The 16806-nt window shown below is 59.1% G+C and carries 18 protein-coding genes and 2 pseudogenes; 10 read left to right on the top strand and 10 right to left on the bottom strand.

What is annotated here, in order from left to right; translation table 11 throughout:
- The first annotated feature begins 11 nt into the window (after positions 1-11).
- From lspA to ACFO5X_RS19050, 5 genes are read left to right on the top strand one after another with little or no spacing between them, the layout of a single operon-like run.
- Positions 12-470: a signal peptidase II gene (gene lspA / locus ACFO5X_RS19030; protein ID WP_088635915.1), complete on the top strand. Its 459-nt coding sequence runs from the start codon at positions 12-14 to the stop codon at positions 468-470.
- Positions 437-2050 (top strand): apolipoprotein N-acyltransferase, encoded by a 1614-nt coding sequence (gene lnt, locus ACFO5X_RS19035; RefSeq protein WP_088635916.1) that lies wholly within the window; start codon positions 437-439, stop codon positions 2048-2050. The genes lspA and lnt overlap by 34 nt, the downstream gene beginning before the upstream one ends.
- Entirely contained in the window at positions 2041-2208 is a 168-nt protein-coding gene (locus ACFO5X_RS19040; RefSeq protein ID WP_009815492.1) for a hypothetical protein, read from the top strand. Before lnt ends, ACFO5X_RS19040 begins: the two co-directional genes overlap by 10 nt.
- Before the next feature lie 24 nt (positions 2209-2232).
- Complete coding sequence (locus ACFO5X_RS19045; protein ID WP_088635917.1) at positions 2233-4170, top strand: penicillin acylase family protein; 1938 nt, start codon at positions 2233-2235, stop codon at positions 4168-4170.
- Positions 4167-5168 carry a cytochrome c oxidase assembly protein gene (locus tag ACFO5X_RS19050; protein WP_088635918.1) on the top strand — a complete coding sequence of 334 codons (1002 nt, stop codon included), beginning with the start codon at positions 4167-4169 and terminating at the stop codon, positions 5166-5168. The genes ACFO5X_RS19045 and ACFO5X_RS19050 overlap by 4 nt, the downstream gene beginning before the upstream one ends.
- Positions 5169-5387: 219 nt before the next feature.
- Here the strand turns inward: ACFO5X_RS19050 and ACFO5X_RS19055 are convergent, their stop codons facing one another.
- From ACFO5X_RS19055 to ACFO5X_RS19065, 3 genes are all read right to left on the bottom strand, one after another.
- Positions 5388-5900, bottom strand: coding sequence for a L,D-transpeptidase family protein (locus tag ACFO5X_RS19055; protein WP_035367119.1), 513 nt, complete (start codon positions 5898-5900; stop codon positions 5388-5390).
- A gap of 182 nt (positions 5901-6082) precedes the next feature.
- Positions 6083-6370 (bottom strand): TFIIB-type zinc ribbon-containing protein, encoded by a 288-nt coding sequence (locus tag ACFO5X_RS19060; RefSeq protein ID WP_071974146.1) that lies wholly within the window; start codon positions 6368-6370, stop codon positions 6083-6085.
- A gap of 34 nt (positions 6371-6404) precedes the next feature.
- Positions 6405-8759, bottom strand: coding sequence for a heavy metal translocating P-type ATPase (locus ACFO5X_RS19065; protein WP_271690351.1), 2355 nt, complete (start codon positions 8757-8759; stop codon positions 6405-6407).
- A 182-nt stretch (positions 8760-8941) separates the two neighbouring features.
- Between ACFO5X_RS19065 and ACFO5X_RS19070 the strand changes: the two genes are divergently transcribed.
- Positions 8942-9226, top strand: coding sequence for a hypothetical protein (locus tag ACFO5X_RS19070; protein ID WP_088635920.1), 285 nt, complete (start codon positions 8942-8944; stop codon positions 9224-9226).
- Between the two features lie 25 nt (positions 9227-9251).
- Here ACFO5X_RS19070 and ACFO5X_RS19075 read toward each other — a convergent pair whose 3' ends face one another.
- Positions 9252-9917, bottom strand: coding sequence for a L,D-transpeptidase (locus ACFO5X_RS19075; RefSeq protein ID WP_088635921.1), 666 nt, complete (start codon positions 9915-9917; stop codon positions 9252-9254).
- Between the two features lie 248 nt (positions 9918-10165).
- Between ACFO5X_RS19075 and ACFO5X_RS19080 the strand changes: the two are divergent.
- Positions 10166-10561: pseudogene (locus ACFO5X_RS19080) on the top strand (transposase); the annotation flags it as partial.
- Between the two features lie 122 nt (positions 10562-10683).
- Here the strand turns inward: ACFO5X_RS19080 and mntR are convergent.
- Complete coding sequence (gene mntR, locus ACFO5X_RS19085; RefSeq protein ID WP_009815500.1) at positions 10684-11136, bottom strand: manganese-binding transcriptional regulator MntR; 453 nt, start codon at positions 11134-11136, stop codon at positions 10684-10686.
- 269 nt (positions 11137-11405) lie between these two features.
- Between mntR and ACFO5X_RS19090 the strand changes: the two genes are divergently transcribed.
- Positions 11406-12461 carry a multicopper oxidase domain-containing protein gene (locus tag ACFO5X_RS19090; protein ID WP_465269468.1) on the top strand — a complete coding sequence of 352 codons (1056 nt, stop codon included), beginning with the start codon at positions 11406-11408 and terminating at the stop codon, positions 12459-12461.
- Here ACFO5X_RS19090 and ACFO5X_RS19095 read toward each other — a convergent pair.
- On the bottom strand, positions 12365-13111 hold the full coding sequence (locus ACFO5X_RS19095; RefSeq protein ID WP_380719920.1) for a hypothetical protein: 747 nt from the start codon (positions 13109-13111) through the stop codon (positions 12365-12367). The genes ACFO5X_RS19090 and ACFO5X_RS19095 overlap by 97 nt on opposite strands.
- Here ACFO5X_RS19095 and ACFO5X_RS19100 point away from each other — a divergent pair.
- Positions 13110-13640, top strand: a complete 531-nt coding sequence (locus tag ACFO5X_RS19100) for a ZIP family metal transporter (RefSeq protein ID WP_380719922.1) — start codon at positions 13110-13112, stop codon at positions 13638-13640. The two genes, ACFO5X_RS19095 and ACFO5X_RS19100, sit on opposite strands and share 2 nt — an antisense overlap.
- A gap of 336 nt (positions 13641-13976) precedes the next feature.
- Here the strand turns inward: ACFO5X_RS19100 and ACFO5X_RS19105 are convergent.
- A pseudogene (locus ACFO5X_RS19105) lies at positions 13977-14255 on the bottom strand (hypothetical protein); the annotation flags it as partial.
- Here ACFO5X_RS19105 and ACFO5X_RS26300 point away from each other — a divergent pair.
- Positions 14223-14642, top strand: a complete 420-nt coding sequence (locus ACFO5X_RS26300; protein ID WP_465269470.1) for a hypothetical protein — start codon at positions 14223-14225, stop codon at positions 14640-14642. The pseudogene ACFO5X_RS19105 and the gene ACFO5X_RS26300 sit on opposite strands and share 33 nt — an antisense overlap.
- 128 nt (positions 14643-14770) lie before the next feature.
- Here ACFO5X_RS26300 and ACFO5X_RS19115 read toward each other — a convergent pair whose 3' ends face one another.
- From ACFO5X_RS19115 to ACFO5X_RS19125, 3 genes are all read right to left on the bottom strand, one after another.
- The gene (locus ACFO5X_RS19115) at positions 14771-15505 is read right to left on the bottom strand and encodes a DsbA family protein (RefSeq protein WP_380719925.1); all 735 of its coding nucleotides are present in this window, start codon (positions 15503-15505) and stop codon (positions 14771-14773) included.
- A 12-nt stretch (positions 15506-15517) separates the two neighbouring features.
- A complete protein-coding gene (locus tag ACFO5X_RS19120; RefSeq protein WP_009815505.1) occupies positions 15518-16096 on the bottom strand; it encodes a L,D-transpeptidase in 579 nt (192 codons plus the stop codon).
- Between the two features lie 83 nt (positions 16097-16179).
- Positions 16180-16770 (bottom strand): L,D-transpeptidase, encoded by a 591-nt coding sequence (locus ACFO5X_RS19125; protein WP_088635923.1) that lies wholly within the window; start codon positions 16768-16770, stop codon positions 16180-16182.
- Positions 16771-16806: the final 36 nt, after the last annotated feature.

Consider the following 16806-nt stretch of genomic DNA (forward strand, 5'->3'; position numbering starts at 1 on the left):
AGGTATCTCCGGTGATCGGCGTCTTCGCGGCGCTTGCTGCGTTCGCGATTGATCAGATCACCAAAGCCATTGTTGTTGCGGATGCCGCCACTTTAAGCGCCGGGATTTCCGTGTTTCCGGGATTCAACCTCGTCTTTTATCGTAATGACGGCGTGACTTTCGGGATGCTGGGCGGCGCTCCGTGGTGGAGCCTAATCGCTCTCGCTCTTGCCATCTGTGTTTGGCTAGGGGTTATGCTGTTTCGCGCCGACAATGCGGTGGAAATGCTTGCCTACGGTGCGATCATTGGCGGAGCCCTGGGCAATGTCATCGATCGTGTGCGGTATCGGGCTGTAACAGACTTTCTCGATTTCTACATTGGCACAACACATTGGCCTGCCTTCAACTTGGCCGATGTATTTGTCGTCAGTGGCGTGGGGCTCTTGCTCGCCGCGCCATGGATCAGCGCGCGGCGTTCGATCAAGTCGTGAAGCCGGAAATTCTGAACCGCATCGCTCTGCGCCACCGTTTTCTTTCGCGGATGACGCTTGGTTTCGCCGCCGGGGCGATGACCGTTCTGACTTTCCCGCCTCTTTCGATTCTCCTGCTTGTTCCCGTTGCCTATTCCGCGTTGTTTGTCGGGCTTCGCGATCTCTCCTTCGGGCGTGCTTTCCTCGTCGGCTGGGCGTTTGGTCTCGGCCAGTTCGGTTTCGGGATTTGGTGGATCGCGGAAAGTTTCTACGTCGAGGCCGAGCGGTTTGGGACGATGGCGATTCCGGCGGTCGCGGGATTGTCCGCAGGTCTCGCGATTTTCCCAGCCATTGCCGCTGCGCTTTTTGCCGAAATCGCGCGGCGCGGAGCCATGGGCAGTCTCTTGGCCTGCCTCCTGTTCGCGACCTCCTGGACCGTGGCCGAGTGGTTGCGTGGTCACGTTCTGACAGGGTTTCCCTGGAATCTGGCCGGTTACGCACTTGTAGACTACGCCGCCCTTCGCCAGACCGCCGCCTGGGTCGGAAGCTATGGGCTAAGCTTTCTCACCGTGTTCGTCGCGGTACTCCCTGGCGCGGCTGCTATGGCGTCCGGGCGGCAACGATTGACCGTTTCGCTCATGGCGCTGGCCGGAATCGCGACGATGTGGGCTGTCGGCACGCTGCGCCTCCAGTCGGATGCACAACAGCCACCCGGTGTCGACCTGCGCATCGTCCAGGGCAACATTCCACAAGAGGAGAAATGGGCGCCCGAGAACCGCGAGGCGACATTCGCGCGCTATCTTGAGCTTTCAACCCGGCGCGGCGATTTCGACGTGCTTCTCTGGCCGGAAACCGCCTTTCCGGGTTTCCTCGACGAGGATACGGAGGCGCAGGCCCGCATTGCCGCTGCGCTCACAGAGGGCAGGGTGCTGCTCACCGGTGTGCCGGACCGTGTACCGAGCGAGGATGGCACCCGATATTTCAACACGGTCCAGGCTTTTGGCGCGACCGGCAGAATCCTGACCGGATACGCGAAACACCATCTCGTACCCTTCGGCGAATATGTGCCATTCCGTGGCTGGTTGCCCATCGAGCGGCTCACGGCGGGTCTGGGCGACTTTACGCCCGGACCGGGCCCGCGAACGCTTGCGCTTCCGGGTGTGCCGCTGGTCGCCGTGGCGATCTGCTATGAGATCATCTTCCCAAGCCATGTGGTCGACGATCTGTTCCGGCCGGACTGGATTTTCAATGCGACCAACGATGCTTGGTTCGGAACCAGCATTGGACCGGAGCAGCACCTCGCGTCCGCACGCATGCGCGCTGTCGAGGAAGGGCTTCCCATCGTCCGGGCCGCAAACACAGGGATCTCCGCGATCATCGACGCAAACGGTGACCTCGTCGCGCGGCTCGGCAACGGAGAAACCGGTGTCATAGATGCGGCTCTGCCCTCTGCTCATCCGTCAACGCTCTATGCGCGCTTCGGTGACTGGGCGCTGCTGGCTCTCATCTTCACTACTTGGGCCGTCGGACTGGCTGCAGGTCTGGTCGGCACACACCGGTGCAACAAGAGAACAAGAACGGAGAAAAAGTCATGCTGGTAATCGCGGGCATTGTCGCGGGTGCGATCTGGGGTGGATATCTGGCGCGACGCCGAAAAGGAAACCGGCTGGATATCCTCCAGTATGCGGCGAGTTCGGCGATCGCCTTCGGTCTTCTCACCTATTTCATATCGGTGGTCCTCTTGCGCATCTTTTTTTAAGAAGGGTTTCGAAACAGCACCGACATGAGACGGCTTTTCAACATATTGCTGTACGGGTTTCTGGCAATCTGCATCACGGTATCGGTTGGTTCCGGGTTGGTCTATTTTCTGCTGAGCGCATCCGTTCCCGACTACGACGAGGACTTCACGGTCGCAGGCTTAGGCGGACCGGTCGACATTCTGCGAGATTCTTCGGCAGTCCCGCACATCTCCGCGACTTCCGCTGCAGATGTCTACTTCGCGATCGGCTTCGTTCACGCCCAAGACAGGCTCGGTCAACTGTTAAGGGCAAGGCGAAAAGCGGAAGCTTCGTGGCCAGCCGATGGGACATTGTCCGTTGCGCCAGCGGTCTCAGACGCGCTCGCGTCCTATGCCGCGGGCGTCAATGCGTGGCTCGAGCTTGTGTCGGAAGGCGGGCGTGGCAGAGGCTCTCCGGAGCTGCTGATCGCAGACGAACGGTCGATCGCGGCCTGGACACCCGGCGATAGCCTGAGGATTGCCCGGTCTTTCCTGAATGGCCTGCGACCGGGAAGCGCACGGGAAGGAATGCCGAGTATATCAGGTGCCATTATACCGACGGATCGCCCGAGAGCGCCCGAACTACTTGCGACTGATCCGCAGCAGCGCCTCAATGCGTGGGCGATGGACGGTGACCGAACCGCTACCGGGACGCCAATTCTCGCCGCCGAAATCAGCGGTTCCCTGTCGCTTCCCTCGGAATGGTATCTCGCTGATCTTCAATTTTCGACGGGGCCGGCCATAGGGGCCACAATGCCGGGCGTACCTTTCGTTATTGTTGGTCGCAACGCGCGCGTCGCCTGGGCCTTCCGGTCACTTCCCGTGCCAGACGAGGAGGCGCCAGGGGGGCCATCACCCATGCAGACGGCAGGTTTCCTGACGATGCTGGAGCTGTTTGCGCGTTCAGCCGACGCGAACGATGCCACTAGAGTTGCCGCAGACATGTTGCCGAAGGGCATGGAGGCATTGGTAATTGATCGAGAGACCGTTGACCGTTGGCCAAAAGAGGAAGCCGTACGGGCGTCGTCATTTCGCGACATTCGACTGGCGGAGCTTGAAACGCGGCAATCGATCTTCTCGACAGAAGGCGTCATGGGTGTTCAAAGGGACACCGTAAGTTCCGTGGCGCGAACCCTCCTGCCCCTAATGGCGAAAGAGCTTTGGTTCGTGCAGTCCAGAGACAGCATCGAAGGCACCGATACGGACGACCTTCGTCGTGAGCTACTGGACAGGCTTGCGTCGTGGAATGGCGAAATGGATCGATATGCGCCGGAACCTCTGCTGTTTTGGACCTGGGTCTGGGCTTTGCAGCAGCGCATTTTGAAAGACGAGTTTCCGACAGCGAAGCAACTCTGGACCCGTCCGAACCCGGACTTTCTTTATGCGGTACTCAGTGATCGTCGCGGCAGCGCGATCTGGTGCGACATCCGTCCATCGTCACCTCGAGAGACATGTGAGGAGCAGGTTCGCGTGGCCTTGGATGATGCCCTTGGCTGGCTGGTCGATCGATATGGGCGCGATCTTTCGACCTGGACCTGGGGGGAGGAGCATACATTGGACATGCAGTGGTCGCCGATCAGTTCACGTGGGTTGCTGACCGACCTGCTGTCCCTTCAAGCGCCGATCTCAGGCGATCCCTTTACGCAATTCTTGACGTCATTTGGTGTTGAAGAAGACCGTCCATTCCTTGTGAGTGCCGGAAGCAATTTTCAGGCGGTCATGTCGATATCGGGAGCAGCGGGATCATACTACATCTCGCCCGCCGGACAGTCGGGACATCCGCTATCTCGATTCTACGACAATCTTTTTCCCTCGTGGATACAAGGCGAATACCTCGCCATGTCGACCGATCTGTCACTAGCCCGTGGCGGCGCTTCCGGGATATCGCGGCTCACACCGGCTACCTCCGACAACCCTCGGATGAGCGAGGGCCAGAGCGAATGATCACGAACTTCTTCTTCCTTTACGACCCTTTCGGCTATGTGCTGTCACCGGTGTCGCTCATTGTTGTCGGTCTTACAGCATGGCTGTTTTTGCGTGGGCTCAAAATACACGCTCGCTGTCTCGGAAGGGTTTCTGGCTGGCGTCGAGCCGTCTTCTTTGTCGGCCTCGCGGCCGTCCTCGTCGCGACGAATGGGCCGCTCCCGCCATTGGGGCACAGTCTGTTTTCGGTACACCAGGCCGAGCATCTTCTTCTGCGACTGGCAGGACCCATTCTCATTGCGGTTTCTCAACCCTGGCTTGTCCTTCAAGCCGGATTGAAAAGGGAATGGCGCCGACGCCTTGCCGCGATTGGGCGTGCGCGCATCCCGCGATTCTTGGCGCTTCCTGCATCTGCCACCTCCTTGTTGATTGGTGCGCTTTTCGTCTGGCAGATCCCGATGATCTACGCCCTTACACAACGTATTGCGGCGATGGAAGCGCTAGCACATCTGTCTATGGTGCTGGCTGGGCTTTGGTACTTTGCTATGCTGTTCGATCTGCGTGATCCGCCTGAAGGAGCGCGGCGCGGTGCTCGGCTGATGTCAGGGTTCGTGGTGATCGTTTCCAACATCTTTCTGGGCTCCCTGACAACGCTCAAAGAGGTGCCTCTCTATGGATCAGAAATCATCGCAGCGAGCGGTGGCCGACTTCGCGCCCTGGCTGACGAGACAATCGGTGGCTACGTAATCTGGGTCCCGTCGTCGATGGTTCTCATCGCGGCAATCATTCTGGTGCTGAACGGCTGGAACGCGGCGGAGGAACGGCGCTGGACGTCCCGCTACGACCTGATGCGCCAATCGAATGCGGCGGCGCTCGAGTTTCCGGAAACCGCGGAGGAACTGCGTCTGAAAGTAGGGAAGCCGAACCGAGACATGGGCCGTACGCTCGCCCTTGGCGCATTCTCCATGTTCATGGTTGTCATGGTTACCGTCGTGACCATCGTCTATGCCCTCGGATAGATTGAATTCGACATGAGACCAGACGTATTCTTCTCCGCTAGGGCCCGCCTGTCTCGCCACTGCCACGGCTGGACACATATTGTAGTGTCCTTACGCGTACCGGGTGCTTGCGCTGGCCCACGGCGGCAAGTGTCACTTTGGCCGTGATCGCCATCGAAGCGATCAACGTGGCCCTGTGCCGACGATTTGCCTGATCTGACGGAAGATCATCTCCTCCCATCAGGCGTAGATGTCGATCGGTGTTCCGTCTTTCACCATTGCATAGATGTCCTCGATCTGCCGATCTGTGACCGCGATGCAGCCAGCTGTCCAGTCGCGGACGTCCGTTGGGTCGATGCCTGGGCGTGGACCACCATGGATGAAGATGTCGCCGCCGGGGGAAAGGCCCTGCGCTTCAGCAAAGGCGATGTCGGCCTCATTCGGATAGGAGATGCCAACCGAAAGATGATACGTACTGTCGGGGTTGCGCTTATCGACTACGTAAGCGCCCTCAGGGGTCCGGCCGTCTCCCTCGAATTGCTTGTGACCCTCAGGAGCGAAACCCAGCCCGACCGGATAGGTTTGCAATACGCGATCGGCTCCGTCCAGAACAAGCAAACGCTGCCCCTTGTAAAGCCGAACACGGGTCACTTCGGGTCCGCCATAGCTGCGGAACTTGCTGGCACAGCCAGACAAAAACGCTGCCAATCCGCCCAACAGGACGGCGCGGCGGGGAAATCGGATGGTTTTCACTGCTCGATGCCTCTTTCGTGAGGTCTGATATGGACATTACGTTACCTTGCAAATGCTGCGTGATCAATGTCCGTGGGCAAGCGCGGCCTTTGCCATCTCTGGACCAACCTGCTCACCGCTGAATGCCTTGCGGGCCTACCGCAGCGCCTTGAGGGCGACCGGCAGGGAGACCACGGCAAGCCTTAATCGAACAACTCGTGAAGCCAGGATTTGCGTCGATAGCCGTGCTTGCGGTCGCCGCCGCCGTGCTTTCCGCGCCGGTAGCCGCGATCATCGTCGTAGCCGCGCGGCTCAGGCACCCGCTGAGGCGCCACATCGGGTGCCGAACGCTCGATGATCTTGTCCAGTTCACCCCGGTCGAGCCAGACACCCCGGCAATCGGGACAGAAGTCGATCTCGATCCCCTGGCGGTCGGTCATGCTCAAGGGCACCTCGCAAACCGGACACATCATCCTGCCCTTCACGCTCATGTCTCGTCTCGGCTCCTTTCCGGGTTCTCCCAGTTCAATGACCATGTGCCAGCGCTCCTTTGGCCAAGCCTTCGCCAACCTGTTCACCGCCAGACGGCGGCGCCTTGGCCTCTTGGCTGTTCAGCAGGCGCAGGGCGTTGGCCACCACCAGCAATGACACTCCTACATCGGCTGCAATAGCGCCCCACATCGATGCCACTCCGAAAGCGGTAGCGACAACGAAAACGCCCTTGGTCGCCAAGGAAATACCGATGTTCTGATGGATAATCGACATTGTCCGGCGCGAATGACCGATCAGCCAAGGCACCTTCCCGAGGTCGTCTGTCATCAGGGCAATATCCGCCGTCTCGATTGCCGCGTCCGAACCAACGGCACCCATTGCGATGGCGTAATGCGCGCGCGCCATGGCCGGGGCGTCGTTGACCCCGTCGCCGATCATGGCCACCATGTCATGCGTTTCGACCAGTTCTTCGATAGCTGTCACCTTGTCTTCGGGCAGAAGCTCGGCACGGACCTCGTCGATGCCGACCTCGGCTGCAACAGCGCGCGCTGTCCGCTCGTTGTCGCCCGTCAGCATGACGATGGTCTTCACGCCCTGCGCGTGGAGCTGTGCCACGATGCCCTTGGCATCGGGGCGGATACGGTCGCGCAATTCCAGGATGCCGGTGACGCCGGTGTCGTCGCCCACGGCAACAAGGGTGCTGCCGGCCCCTTCGATGCGGTCGCGCAGATCCTTCGGAATGGCGTCGCCGAAACCCTTCTCCTCGGCAAACCGGTCGGACCCTAGCCAGATCGACCGGCCGTCTGTGCGTCCTTCAAGTCCCCTACCTGGAACGGTTCGGGTATCTTGCGCGGCGGACACATTGATGCCTTCGGCTTCTGCCCGCGCGAGAATGGCGCGCGCCAAGGGATGCGAGGAACGTGCCTCCAGCCCAGCGGCGAGGGTCATCAGATCTTGCGCCGATGCTTTGCCCAGCGGATGCACCGCCGCCACCTCCGGCTCGCCCATGGTGATCGTGCCGGTCTTGTCCATGGCCAGTGCAGTGGTCTTGCCCGGTGCCTCAACATATGCACCGCCCTTGATCAGCACCCCAGCCCGCGCTGAGGCGGTGAGTGCGGCGACGATGGAGACCGGTGTCGAGATGACCAGAGCACACGGGCAGGCGATCACCAGCAGCACGAGTGCATTGTAGAACCAATAATCCCAGGCCCCACCGAAAATGAGCGGCGGCAGCAGGGCAATTGCAATGGCGAGAGCCATGACGATAGGCGTGTAGATGCGGGCGAACTTCGCCACCCACTGCTCCACCGGCGCACGGCGGGCATGGGCGTCGCCGACCATGCGGATAATCTTGGCCAACACGGTGTCCGAGGCGGCCTTCGTGGCGCGCACCGTCAGTGTGCCTTCGCCGTTGATCGTACCGGCATAGACTTCGTCGCCCCGTTCCTTTGGGACCAGCGCACTCTCTCCGGTGATTGGCGCCTGATCGACGGCCCCTGCCCCATCGACAACCTCACCATCCAATGGGATGCGATCTCCGCCGCGCACGACGAAACGTGCGTTGATAGCAACCGCGGAAGCCGGTACGTCCGCTTCCGAACCGTCATCATAAAGAATTCTTGCCGTCGGCGGCGCCAGGTCCAGCAGAGCTGAAACCGCATTCCTCGCACGCCCGACGCTCCAGCTTTCGAGGAAAAGCGAGAGCGAGAAGAAGAACGCAACCGTCGCCGCCTCGAAAAATTCGCCGAGGCCAATTGCACCCGCGACTGCGACGACCATGAGCAGGTTCATGTCGGGCGACAGCCGCCGTGCGGACGACCATGCCTTGGGCGCCACGAGCCAAACACCGAACAGGATCGCGACCGCGAATAGCCCTGCCTCGACCAGTGGCATCGGCGCTTCGCCGTGCCCTGCGAAGAGGCCAAGTGCCCCCCCCATGCCGGTCTCGATGATGTGCCACAGAAATCCCGCGGCCCAGAAGCCACCACTGAGCGCCGTAAACAGCCGCTGGCGTGCAAGATGGGCCGCCTGGTCGACCGACGCGTTTTCGGCATCCCAGGGCTTGGCGGTCATGCCGGTGCTTGCGACCAGTTCTGCAATTTCGCCGTCCGATACACTCTTGGCGCTGTCGAGGATAGTCATCCGTCCATTGATCACGTCGAACGCAAGATGTTCGGCCCCGCCGATCTTCGGGCCGACCACCTTGTTCAGGATTGCTACCTCCTCGGCGCAATCGAGGCCGGACACCTGAAAACTGCGCCCGCCCGCTGGCGCGGGGGTCGCCGGAACGATGTCGCCGCACGTTCCGGCGCTCCCGCAGCAGCTGCCGCCGCTTGTCTGGGCATCTTCGGCGTGATCGTGGTCGTGACGATGGGTGTCGGACGGCATGAATGGACCTCTGGATTCGGGTGCTTTACCATGACATAGCCCCTACAGTGGCTAGAGCTTCAAGAGCAAAATACGGTGGTATTTCAGATTGTTTTATTGCTAGAGGATGCGGTGACTGGCTCTATCACGCCTTGAGGCATGAACAGCCGCTGCAAAGAAAAACAGTCACGAAAGGAAACTTAATGCGGGTTTTGATTCTGAAGCAAAAAATGATGGTTGCAGTGGCGCTGTCGCTCACGGCCGGGTGCGCAGTCCAGCCGACTGGACCGGGCGACGTGGCAAAACAGGGGGGCAACGTTCCCGAAGCCGTGATTGCAATGGCTGCCCCGGATCAGGATGTTGCAACTGCGCGCTTGGTACCGGAAGACGGGTGCTACTGGTACAAACACAGCGGCCCCGTAGAAACAACCTTGCTGCCGCTGCGCACGGCGAACGGCAATCGTATCTGCACCCCTCGCGAAACTTAATTGCGTTTGCCGTCCGCTGCTTGGCTTAGCTGCGGGCAGTCACGCTGTCCTCCGCCGAGTAAAGATAGGCCGTAGAGCCGGTCTCGACGTTCGGGTAAAGATCATTGATATGAGCCATGACCATCCGTACGCAGCCCGAACTTGCGCGGCCACCGATACTCCGTGGGCTCGGAGTGCCATGGATGCGCAAAAGGGTATCGCGATCCCCGACGTAGAGATACAGCGCCCTCGATCCAAGCGCGTTTTCCGGTCCCGGTTCCATGCCATCGGCAATGTCAGCATAAAGTTCGGGGTCGCGATTGATCATGCTCTGTGTCGGTTGCCAGTGCGGCCACCTGACCTTGCGCTTGATGGTATAGACACCCGGCTCGTAGAGGTTCCCCCGCGCGATGGCCACGCCGTAGCGCATCGCGGTTCCACCCTCTTCAATGTGGTAAAGATATCGTGCGACCGCGTCGACATGGATATCTCCCGGCACGAGACCGGCCTTCGCAAGGACTCGTTGCGGCAGGAACCGCGGGTGCAAATCCCAGGGATTGGAGGTTTCGGGGACATAATTTGGAGGCGTCACCTGTGCGTCCCATTCAGCCTTCTGCGCCTCGGTGGGCCAGCTATCGGCAAACGTCACGCCGGGAACGGTCGCAGAAAATAGCGCCGTTGTTGTTTGAATGAAGTGTCGTCTTGTCAGCATGTCGTACCCTTTCGGTTCCCACCGGCGATTGATGGCAAGAACGGTATGTGTTCTCCTTGAACAGATAGGACTTCTAGTGGCTAGAGGATCAAGGGCAAATTTTCGTGAGTAAACATGCGATCCTTGCAGTTTCCAGTTTGCTTGGGAGGAGAAAACTGCTCGCACGATACCTGGTCCGAAGTTGCGCAGCGACAATTCGTTAAGTCGCAGATTGTCTGGAAATTTAGGCACAGCGGCTTCGATATCGCGACCATGAGATCGGGAACGTCACGGCACAGGGAACTTACGCCACTCGCAAATGCTACGATGCCATCTCTGGCTCCGGCTCTCATTCCGTTATTTCGCCCGTTAGAACGCAAAGCTTGGATGGAGATCATAGCTGTAGCGGCGGCTCGTAATTAGGCCATACGGGCATCGCAGTATCTGGGCTGCGCGCTCTGGCGACAATGGAGCGGATATCCCCGCCGAAGCCGCGCCGAGACGAGACGAGACGAGACGAGACGAAGATGCAATGTGTGAAACTGCTTGGCCAGCCGCTCATCGCGTCGGACTTTGGCCGCCATGGTGCGAAGCTTCAGTTCCGCTTAGCAGTCGTCAACAGCTACACCGCCCTTGGCATCCCCGTCACAGAAGCTTTGGAATAAGTCCGTCCGGAGAATGGTTAACACCGCCTATCAGCCTATTTGTAGAACATTGCCTCGAGGACCCCTCGATTGGTAGGTTAAAGTCTAAGGTCAACCCGCTTACTTCAACGGCAACCACCCGACTATGACCGCTGGGAAAACGCCGCGAACAGCGCAAGCGTCCGTTCGCTGACATGGTGCTCGATGCCTTCGGCATCGCGTTCAGCCGTCTCGGGGTCGAGCCCGAGGCTCAGGAGAAACCGCAAGACGATCTCGTGGCGATGTCTGCATTCCTTGGCGAGCGCCCGGCCTTCCTCGGTCAGGAAGACCGAGCGGTATTTCGCGCGAGTGATCAGGCCGTCCCGCGCCAGACGGCCAAGCGTCTTGGCGACTGTTGGCGCGGTCACGCCCATGCGTGTCGCAATATCGACCGGCCGGGCCTCGCCGTTCTCGTGGATGAGTTCGGCGATCAGTTCGACATAATCTTCCGCCACTTCGCTGCGCCGCGCTTCGCGCACACCGATGAAGGCCTCGGCGCGGGATTCGACCGCACGTGCCTCTGCCTCGGTTGAATCAAGGTTCTCATCATCCGTCATGTCGTCACCCTCGCACGATCGGGATTGACTCGTAAAGCCTAAGCGATGATTATTAGCCGAAGCTAACTTTTTGCGCCGGGACTTTGGCCTGCGTGTCATCTGAGGGGACATCGTCCATGCCTGTCGATACCAGCAAACGAGGGCGCGATGTGTCGTCCGCCGTGGAGACATCTCGGCCCACAGCGCCACCTGCGATGGTCACGGAGCCAGTATCGGCGTCGCGACGCGCGTTGTTGGTCGGCGGTCTGGTGGCTGCCGGCGGAGCGGCCGTGGCCGCGAGCCGCGCGCAATCCCAGGCAACGCCCGACCCGATGGCGGGGCATGCTATGCCCGGCGAGGCGGTCGATCCGTATTCGGCCCATGACAGTGGCATGGCGCATGGCAACATGACGATGGTCGGCCAGGTCGACCACGCCCGGAACGGGTTCGACCCGACGGCCATGCTGACCGACTGGGAGACCGGTCGCACCGAAGTCCTGCCGGATGGGCGCACGTTGCGAACGTTCGAGGTGGACGCCATCGACGTGGAGATCGAGATCGCTCCCGGCGTTTTCTTTCCCGCCTGGACGTTCAACGGCCGCGTGCCAGGCCCCGCCCTGCGAGCGAAGGAGGGCGAACGACTGAGGATCGTCTTTCGCAACCTCGGGTCACACCCGCATTCCATGCATTTTCACGGCATTCACTCGGCGCGGATGGACGGCGTTCAAGGCGCCGGGCTGATCGATCCGGGCGAGGAGTTCGTTTACGAATTCGATGCCAAGCCCTTCGGCTGCCACCTCTACCATTGCCATGCCCTGCCACTGAAACGGCACATGCACAAGGGCATGTACGGCCTTTTCGTGGTCGATCCGGATCCGGCGCGCCACCCCGAATTTGCGGCCGTTGCGGCGTCGCGTGTGCTGGGCAGCCCGGAAAACGCCGAATGGCAGGAACTGGCGATGGTGATGAACGGCTTTGACACCAATTTCGATGGTGAGAACGAGGTCTATGCCGTAAACACGGTCGGCCAAGCTTACATGAACGCGCCGATCTGGATCGACAAGTCGCGCCCGGTACGTATCTACCTCATGAATGCGACCGAGTTCGATCCGATCAACTCGTTCCACCTGCATGGGAATTTCTTCGACTATTACGACACCGGCACCCAGCTCACGCCGACCCTGCGCACGGTCGATGTGATCATGCAGTGTCAGGCGCAGCGCGGCATCCTCGAGTTCAGCTTCGCCGATCACGAGGACGGGATGTATATGTTCCATGCGCACCAGGCCGAGTTCACCGAACTTGGCTGGATGGGCTTTTTCGACGTGCGGGAGGCCGGAGCATGACCGATCATATCCAACGCAGCCGCCCGCCAATGACCCGTCTGCTTCTCGCCCTCGTGCCGCTGGCCGTCATGCTGGGCGCCTTTGTCTGGATCGCCTCGCTCGATCCCTTGCGCGGCTTCAACAACGGCGCCCCCCCGGTCGAAGCGCTGACCGTCGAACGGACGATCCTCGATGGGTCGGGGATATCGCTCAGGGCGCGCGCCGGCGGATCGGAGCCGATGGTGGTCGCGCAGGTCGCAGTCGACGATGCCTACTGGACCTTCACGCAGGAACCGGCGGGGCCGATTGCCCGAGGCGACGCGGTCTGGCTGCGTATTCCCTATCCGTGGGTTATTGGCGAGGCCCACCATGTCAACCTGCTGACCAACACGGGCGCGACCTTCGGGCATGAGATAGTGGTGGCGGTTCCGACTCCAAAGGCGTCCGCGTCGCAGTTGCGTCTTCAGGCAGTGATCGGGGCGATCGTCGGCCTTTTGCCGGTGGCGCTTGGCCTGATGTTCTACCCGGCGATGAAGGGCGTCGGGCGAAGCGGGATGAACTTTCTGCTTGCGCTGACGGTCGGGTTGCTGGCCTTCTTGCTGATCGACACGATCTCCGAGGCGCTGGAGTTGTCCAACCGGGCAGCCGCGATATTCCAGGGTTTCCGCCATGGTCTGGTTGGCAGCGCTGGCAAGTTTTTTGTTGCTGATGGCGATCGGGCGCTGGCGCGGCAATCCGGAAGGTATTGCGCTGGCGTTCTACATCGCGCTTGGCATCGGGCTGCACAACTTCGGCGAAGGGCTGGCAATCGGCGGCGCATTCGCTGCCGGGTCGGCCGGGCTTGGCACTTTCCTCGTCCTAGGCTTTGCCTTGCACAATGTCACCGAGGGCATCGGCATCGCCGCCCCGATGCTTCGTGCCCGGCCAACGCTTTGGACGTTTGCCGCCCTTACCCTGCTCGCCGGTGGCCCGGCCATCCTCGGAATGTGGGCGGGCAGCCTTGCCTATGCGCCGCAATGGTCGGCACTGGCACTCGCCGTCGGAGCGGGTGCGATCCTGCAAGTCATGGTCGAGGTCAGCGCCTACCTCGTACGTCAAAACGCCGACAGGCAGGCGGCGCTGATGGCACCAGCCGTACTGGTCGGGTTTCTGGGCGGCATCGCCTTCATGTACGCGACGGCGGCATTGATCAAGATCTGAGCGATGATCGGCTGTTTCGGCCTTATGGGGCGGTCGCCCAGCTCTATAAACTGACCCCGTCTGTCCACGGGGAGATCGCAATTTCCGTGCCCCAGTTTGTGCGCCCAAGAGACTTATTCTTTCGTGATTTCGAAATGAAGAATTTGAGGCTAGAGGGACTAGAGGATCCACCTAGATATCACAGATAGGTGAAAACACTGCAAATCCATCTGACCACTATTGCTGAGCCGCCGTCGAAATCGACTGTCTGATATTTTTGTTCTGTCACGATTCTGGGCCTCCGTTGAACTATCAACAGATGCTACACACCAAAACGAGTGCTTCTTTAGAGGTGTTTCATGGCATCGCCCGCCACATGCGGAAACATTCCTTTCCGGTCACCTCGCAGATTAGACCTTGTGCTTCCATCCAAGCAAGGTTGCGCTGGACGGCGCCCCGGCTGGCACCGGTCAGGGTCTCGGCCATTGGAGCGGAGACGACGGGCCATTCGGTCAGCACCGCGCGCAATGCTGGTGGTGTCTTGCCAGAAAGCGGGGCCATCATGGTTTCCGCCTGCGCTGACCATGCCTGGATATCGTCGAGGTGCCGCATCGCGGTCAGGCATGCTATTTCCATATCGGCGTTGCGACGTCAATCGCCAGCGTGACCCAAGGCCGCCCAATTGGTGCCAGTTCTTTTGAGATATACCTGAACAAGCGGACGCAAAACGGCCGCCCCGCGCGCTTCCTCATCACCATCGGCAACAGAGTCGTCGCCATCATTCTCCATCGATATCTGCCGCACAAGTCTGTGAACTCTGTCTCAGGATTAAGGGCAAGAATATCGGAGCAAAAAGCAAAATCTCATATTCAGGGGCAAAGGACAGCCGTTGATCTTGTTGGATTTCTCATCTCACAGTTAGTGCTACGCGACACCAGATTTACGTGCGTCTCAGAGGCACCCAATACCGCGCTCAAAGCCTTTTCCACACGGCCAACACAAGATGAACAACTCATCTTTTGAGTGCCGTACGTGAATGATTTTTCGTTTTCGATATTGAGACCTCTTGCTCCGGGCAACTTCAGAGATAGAGGGTCCAGCAGGCGGAAGGTCAAGGACTTTAAGGTCCGATTTCACAATCGTCGTCCGTTTCACTCGGGGACGAGGGCTGCAATCTTTTCAAGAAAGGTGCCGCGCTCGATCACACCGGGGATTATTTCATCACCCAATACGAACGTCGGCGTTCCAGTTATACCCAAAGCTTCTGCCAGACGCAGAGAGCCAGCAATGTGATCGTTCACTAGGTCTGATTGCATGTCTGTTTTCAAAACTTCGAGATCGAGCCCCACATCGCCTGCAACTTTCATAACGCTTGCTTCAACGGCTTGCCCGTTCAATGTCATCATTGCCTCGTGAAACTGCTGATATTTACCTTGGTTTCTCGCGGCAAGTGACGCGCGCGCCGCAATTTCGGAACCGGGCCCTAGGATCGGAAATTCACGATAAATAATGCGGACATCCTTGCTTGTCTCCAGCACGGCTTTGACTTCAGGTGCTGCGCGGCGGCAATATCCACAGTTATAGTCAAAAAATTCGACTAGCGTGACGCTACCATCCAGATTTCCGAAGATGGGAGCGTTCTGTTCGAAGTCGTCGCGCAATTCAGTTAAAGCTGTAGACTGCGCTTCAGCACGTGCTGCATTTTCACGTTCTTGTAGGATTGAGAGCGCTTCGATCAAAATTTCGGGTTTTTCCAAGATCGCTTCAAGCGCCAGACGCTTAATATCTGCCTCATTGAGTTCTTGTGCGGCCACAGTAGTGAAAGAAAATGCAGTGAAGACTGTTGCAAGAACAATTTTTGAAAGGTCGCGTCGCGCTGATAACATCTTAAATACTTCCTAGAAAGTTGCGGGGTACAGGATCACACGCGTGTCCAGCGGAACCATATCATACAACTGGACAATCTGATCGTTAACCAATCTGGCGCATCCGTTTGAAACGGCACTGCCAATAGTGCTTGGGTCATTTGTGCCATGCACACGTAAAAAGGTATCCCCGCGTCCCGGTTGAAAAAGGTAGAGGGCCCGCGCACCTAGAGGGTTGCTCAGACCGCCAGGCATTCCATTCCGAAACGGTCCATACTTTTTCGGTTCACGACGCAACATGCCCGGGGTCGGTGTCCAGCTGGGCCACTCCTTCTTTGCCCCCACATAGAATTCGCCTGCCTCGTAAAGGCCCGGGCGACCGATCCCGACAGCGTAGCGAATTGCAGTGTTATCGGGTTGGGTCCAGAACAGGGCAAACTGGCTTGGAACAACATGGATTTCGTATGGAGCGGAGCCCTCTGGAATGCTCACTACTTGAGGTAAATACTCCGGCGGTAAATCATACTTTGGCAGCACTACATGGGCTGAAACTGGCTGACTGGCCAAAGTGCCAACAGCCCCGGCGGCAAGGAGGAATTTTCTTCGATTCATGAAGCTGTGGCTTTCGAACGGTGAACGTTGAATGAACGCCGGTACACGAAAAAAGACTTTAACAAGTCATGCTAGGTGCGCGATCAGAACAATTTCACTTGTGTTCCTACCTCAGCCAAAGCGAACAGTTCTTTGATATGTTCGTTGTAAAGGCCGATGCATCCGTTCGACGATTGGCGGCCGATTTTCCGCGTGTCGCCCGTTCCGTGGACGCGGTAATATTGCCATGAAAGGTAGAGGGCGTGTGTACCCAAGGGGTTGTCTGGACCGGGTGGAAAATAGTCTGGCCAATCCGGATTGCGGATCTTCATCGAAGGCGTGGGGCGCCAGCTTGGTCCTTCCACTTTCTTGATAACGCTAGTGTATCCGCGTTTTGTCAGTTCTTCGGATTCCGGAACGCTCGACGGATACAGCTTATAAACACTTTCATCCTCTGACCAATATTGCACCGCTCGGGAATCAATGTCGCACAGGATTGCACCGTGGTTTAGATTATCGAAGTGATCCCGCCAGTTTGAGGTGCTGAAGGATGAAATATTGCGGCGCACTGGTGGCGTAGCAAGTGGTGCTGTGGTTTGCGCTGTTGCAACGCCTGCTCCTAGGAACACGCCACTTGCGGCCGCACCGAGCAGCGCTCCGCGACGTGAGATAAATGAGTCTTTAATTAGCTTCATGATCAATCCTTCGGTCGTGCCTCTTTCGCCTGGTTA

The organism is Seohaeicola nanhaiensis, assembly GCF_042654245.1.
GTDB classification, from domain to species: Bacteria; Pseudomonadota; Alphaproteobacteria; order Rhodobacterales; family Rhodobacteraceae; genus Seohaeicola_A; species Seohaeicola_A nanhaiensis.

What these genes read in the sequence shown, in the direction of transcription:
- ACFO5X_RS19095 (WP_380719920.1), bottom strand. Translation starts at nt 13,111, where the DNA reads ATGGCGGAAACCCTGGAATATCGCGGCTGCCCGGTTGGACAACTCCAG.
- ACFO5X_RS19060 (WP_071974146.1), bottom strand. Translation starts at nt 6,370, where the DNA reads ATGAGCGTGAAGGGCAGGATGATGTGTCCGGTTTGCGAGGTGCCCTTG.
- ACFO5X_RS19075 (WP_088635921.1), bottom strand. Translation starts at nt 9,917, where the DNA reads ATGCTGACAAGACGACACTTCATTCAAACAACAACGGCGCTATTTTCT.
- ACFO5X_RS19050 (WP_088635918.1), top strand. Translation starts at nt 4,167, where the DNA reads ATGATCACGAACTTCTTCTTCCTTTACGACCCTTTCGGCTATGTGCTG.
- ACFO5X_RS19065 (WP_271690351.1), bottom strand. Translation starts at nt 8,759, where the DNA reads ATGCCGTCCGACACCCATCGTCACGACCACGATCACGCCGAAGATGCC.
- ACFO5X_RS19115 (WP_380719925.1), bottom strand. Translation starts at nt 15,505, where the DNA reads ATGTTATCAGCGCGACGCGACCTTTCAAAAATTGTTCTTGCAACAGTC.
- ACFO5X_RS19125 (WP_088635923.1), bottom strand. Translation starts at nt 16,770, where the DNA reads ATGAAGCTAATTAAAGACTCATTTATCTCACGTCGCGGAGCGCTGCTC.
- mntR (WP_009815500.1), bottom strand. Translation starts at nt 11,136, where the DNA reads ATGACGGATGATGAGAACCTTGATTCAACCGAGGCAGAGGCACGTGCG.
- lnt (WP_088635916.1), top strand. Translation starts at nt 437, where the DNA reads ATGGATCAGCGCGCGGCGTTCGATCAAGTCGTGAAGCCGGAAATTCTG.
- ACFO5X_RS19045 (WP_088635917.1), top strand. Translation starts at nt 2,233, where the DNA reads ATGAGACGGCTTTTCAACATATTGCTGTACGGGTTTCTGGCAATCTGC.
- ACFO5X_RS19100 (WP_380719922.1), top strand. Translation starts at nt 13,110, where the DNA reads ATGGTCTGGTTGGCAGCGCTGGCAAGTTTTTTGTTGCTGATGGCGATC.
- ACFO5X_RS19040 (WP_009815492.1), top strand. Translation starts at nt 2,041, where the DNA reads ATGCTGGTAATCGCGGGCATTGTCGCGGGTGCGATCTGGGGTGGATAT.
- ACFO5X_RS19120 (WP_009815505.1), bottom strand. Translation starts at nt 16,096, where the DNA reads ATGAATCGAAGAAAATTCCTCCTTGCCGCCGGGGCTGTTGGCACTTTG.
- ACFO5X_RS19070 (WP_088635920.1), top strand. Translation starts at nt 8,942, where the DNA reads ATGCGGGTTTTGATTCTGAAGCAAAAAATGATGGTTGCAGTGGCGCTG.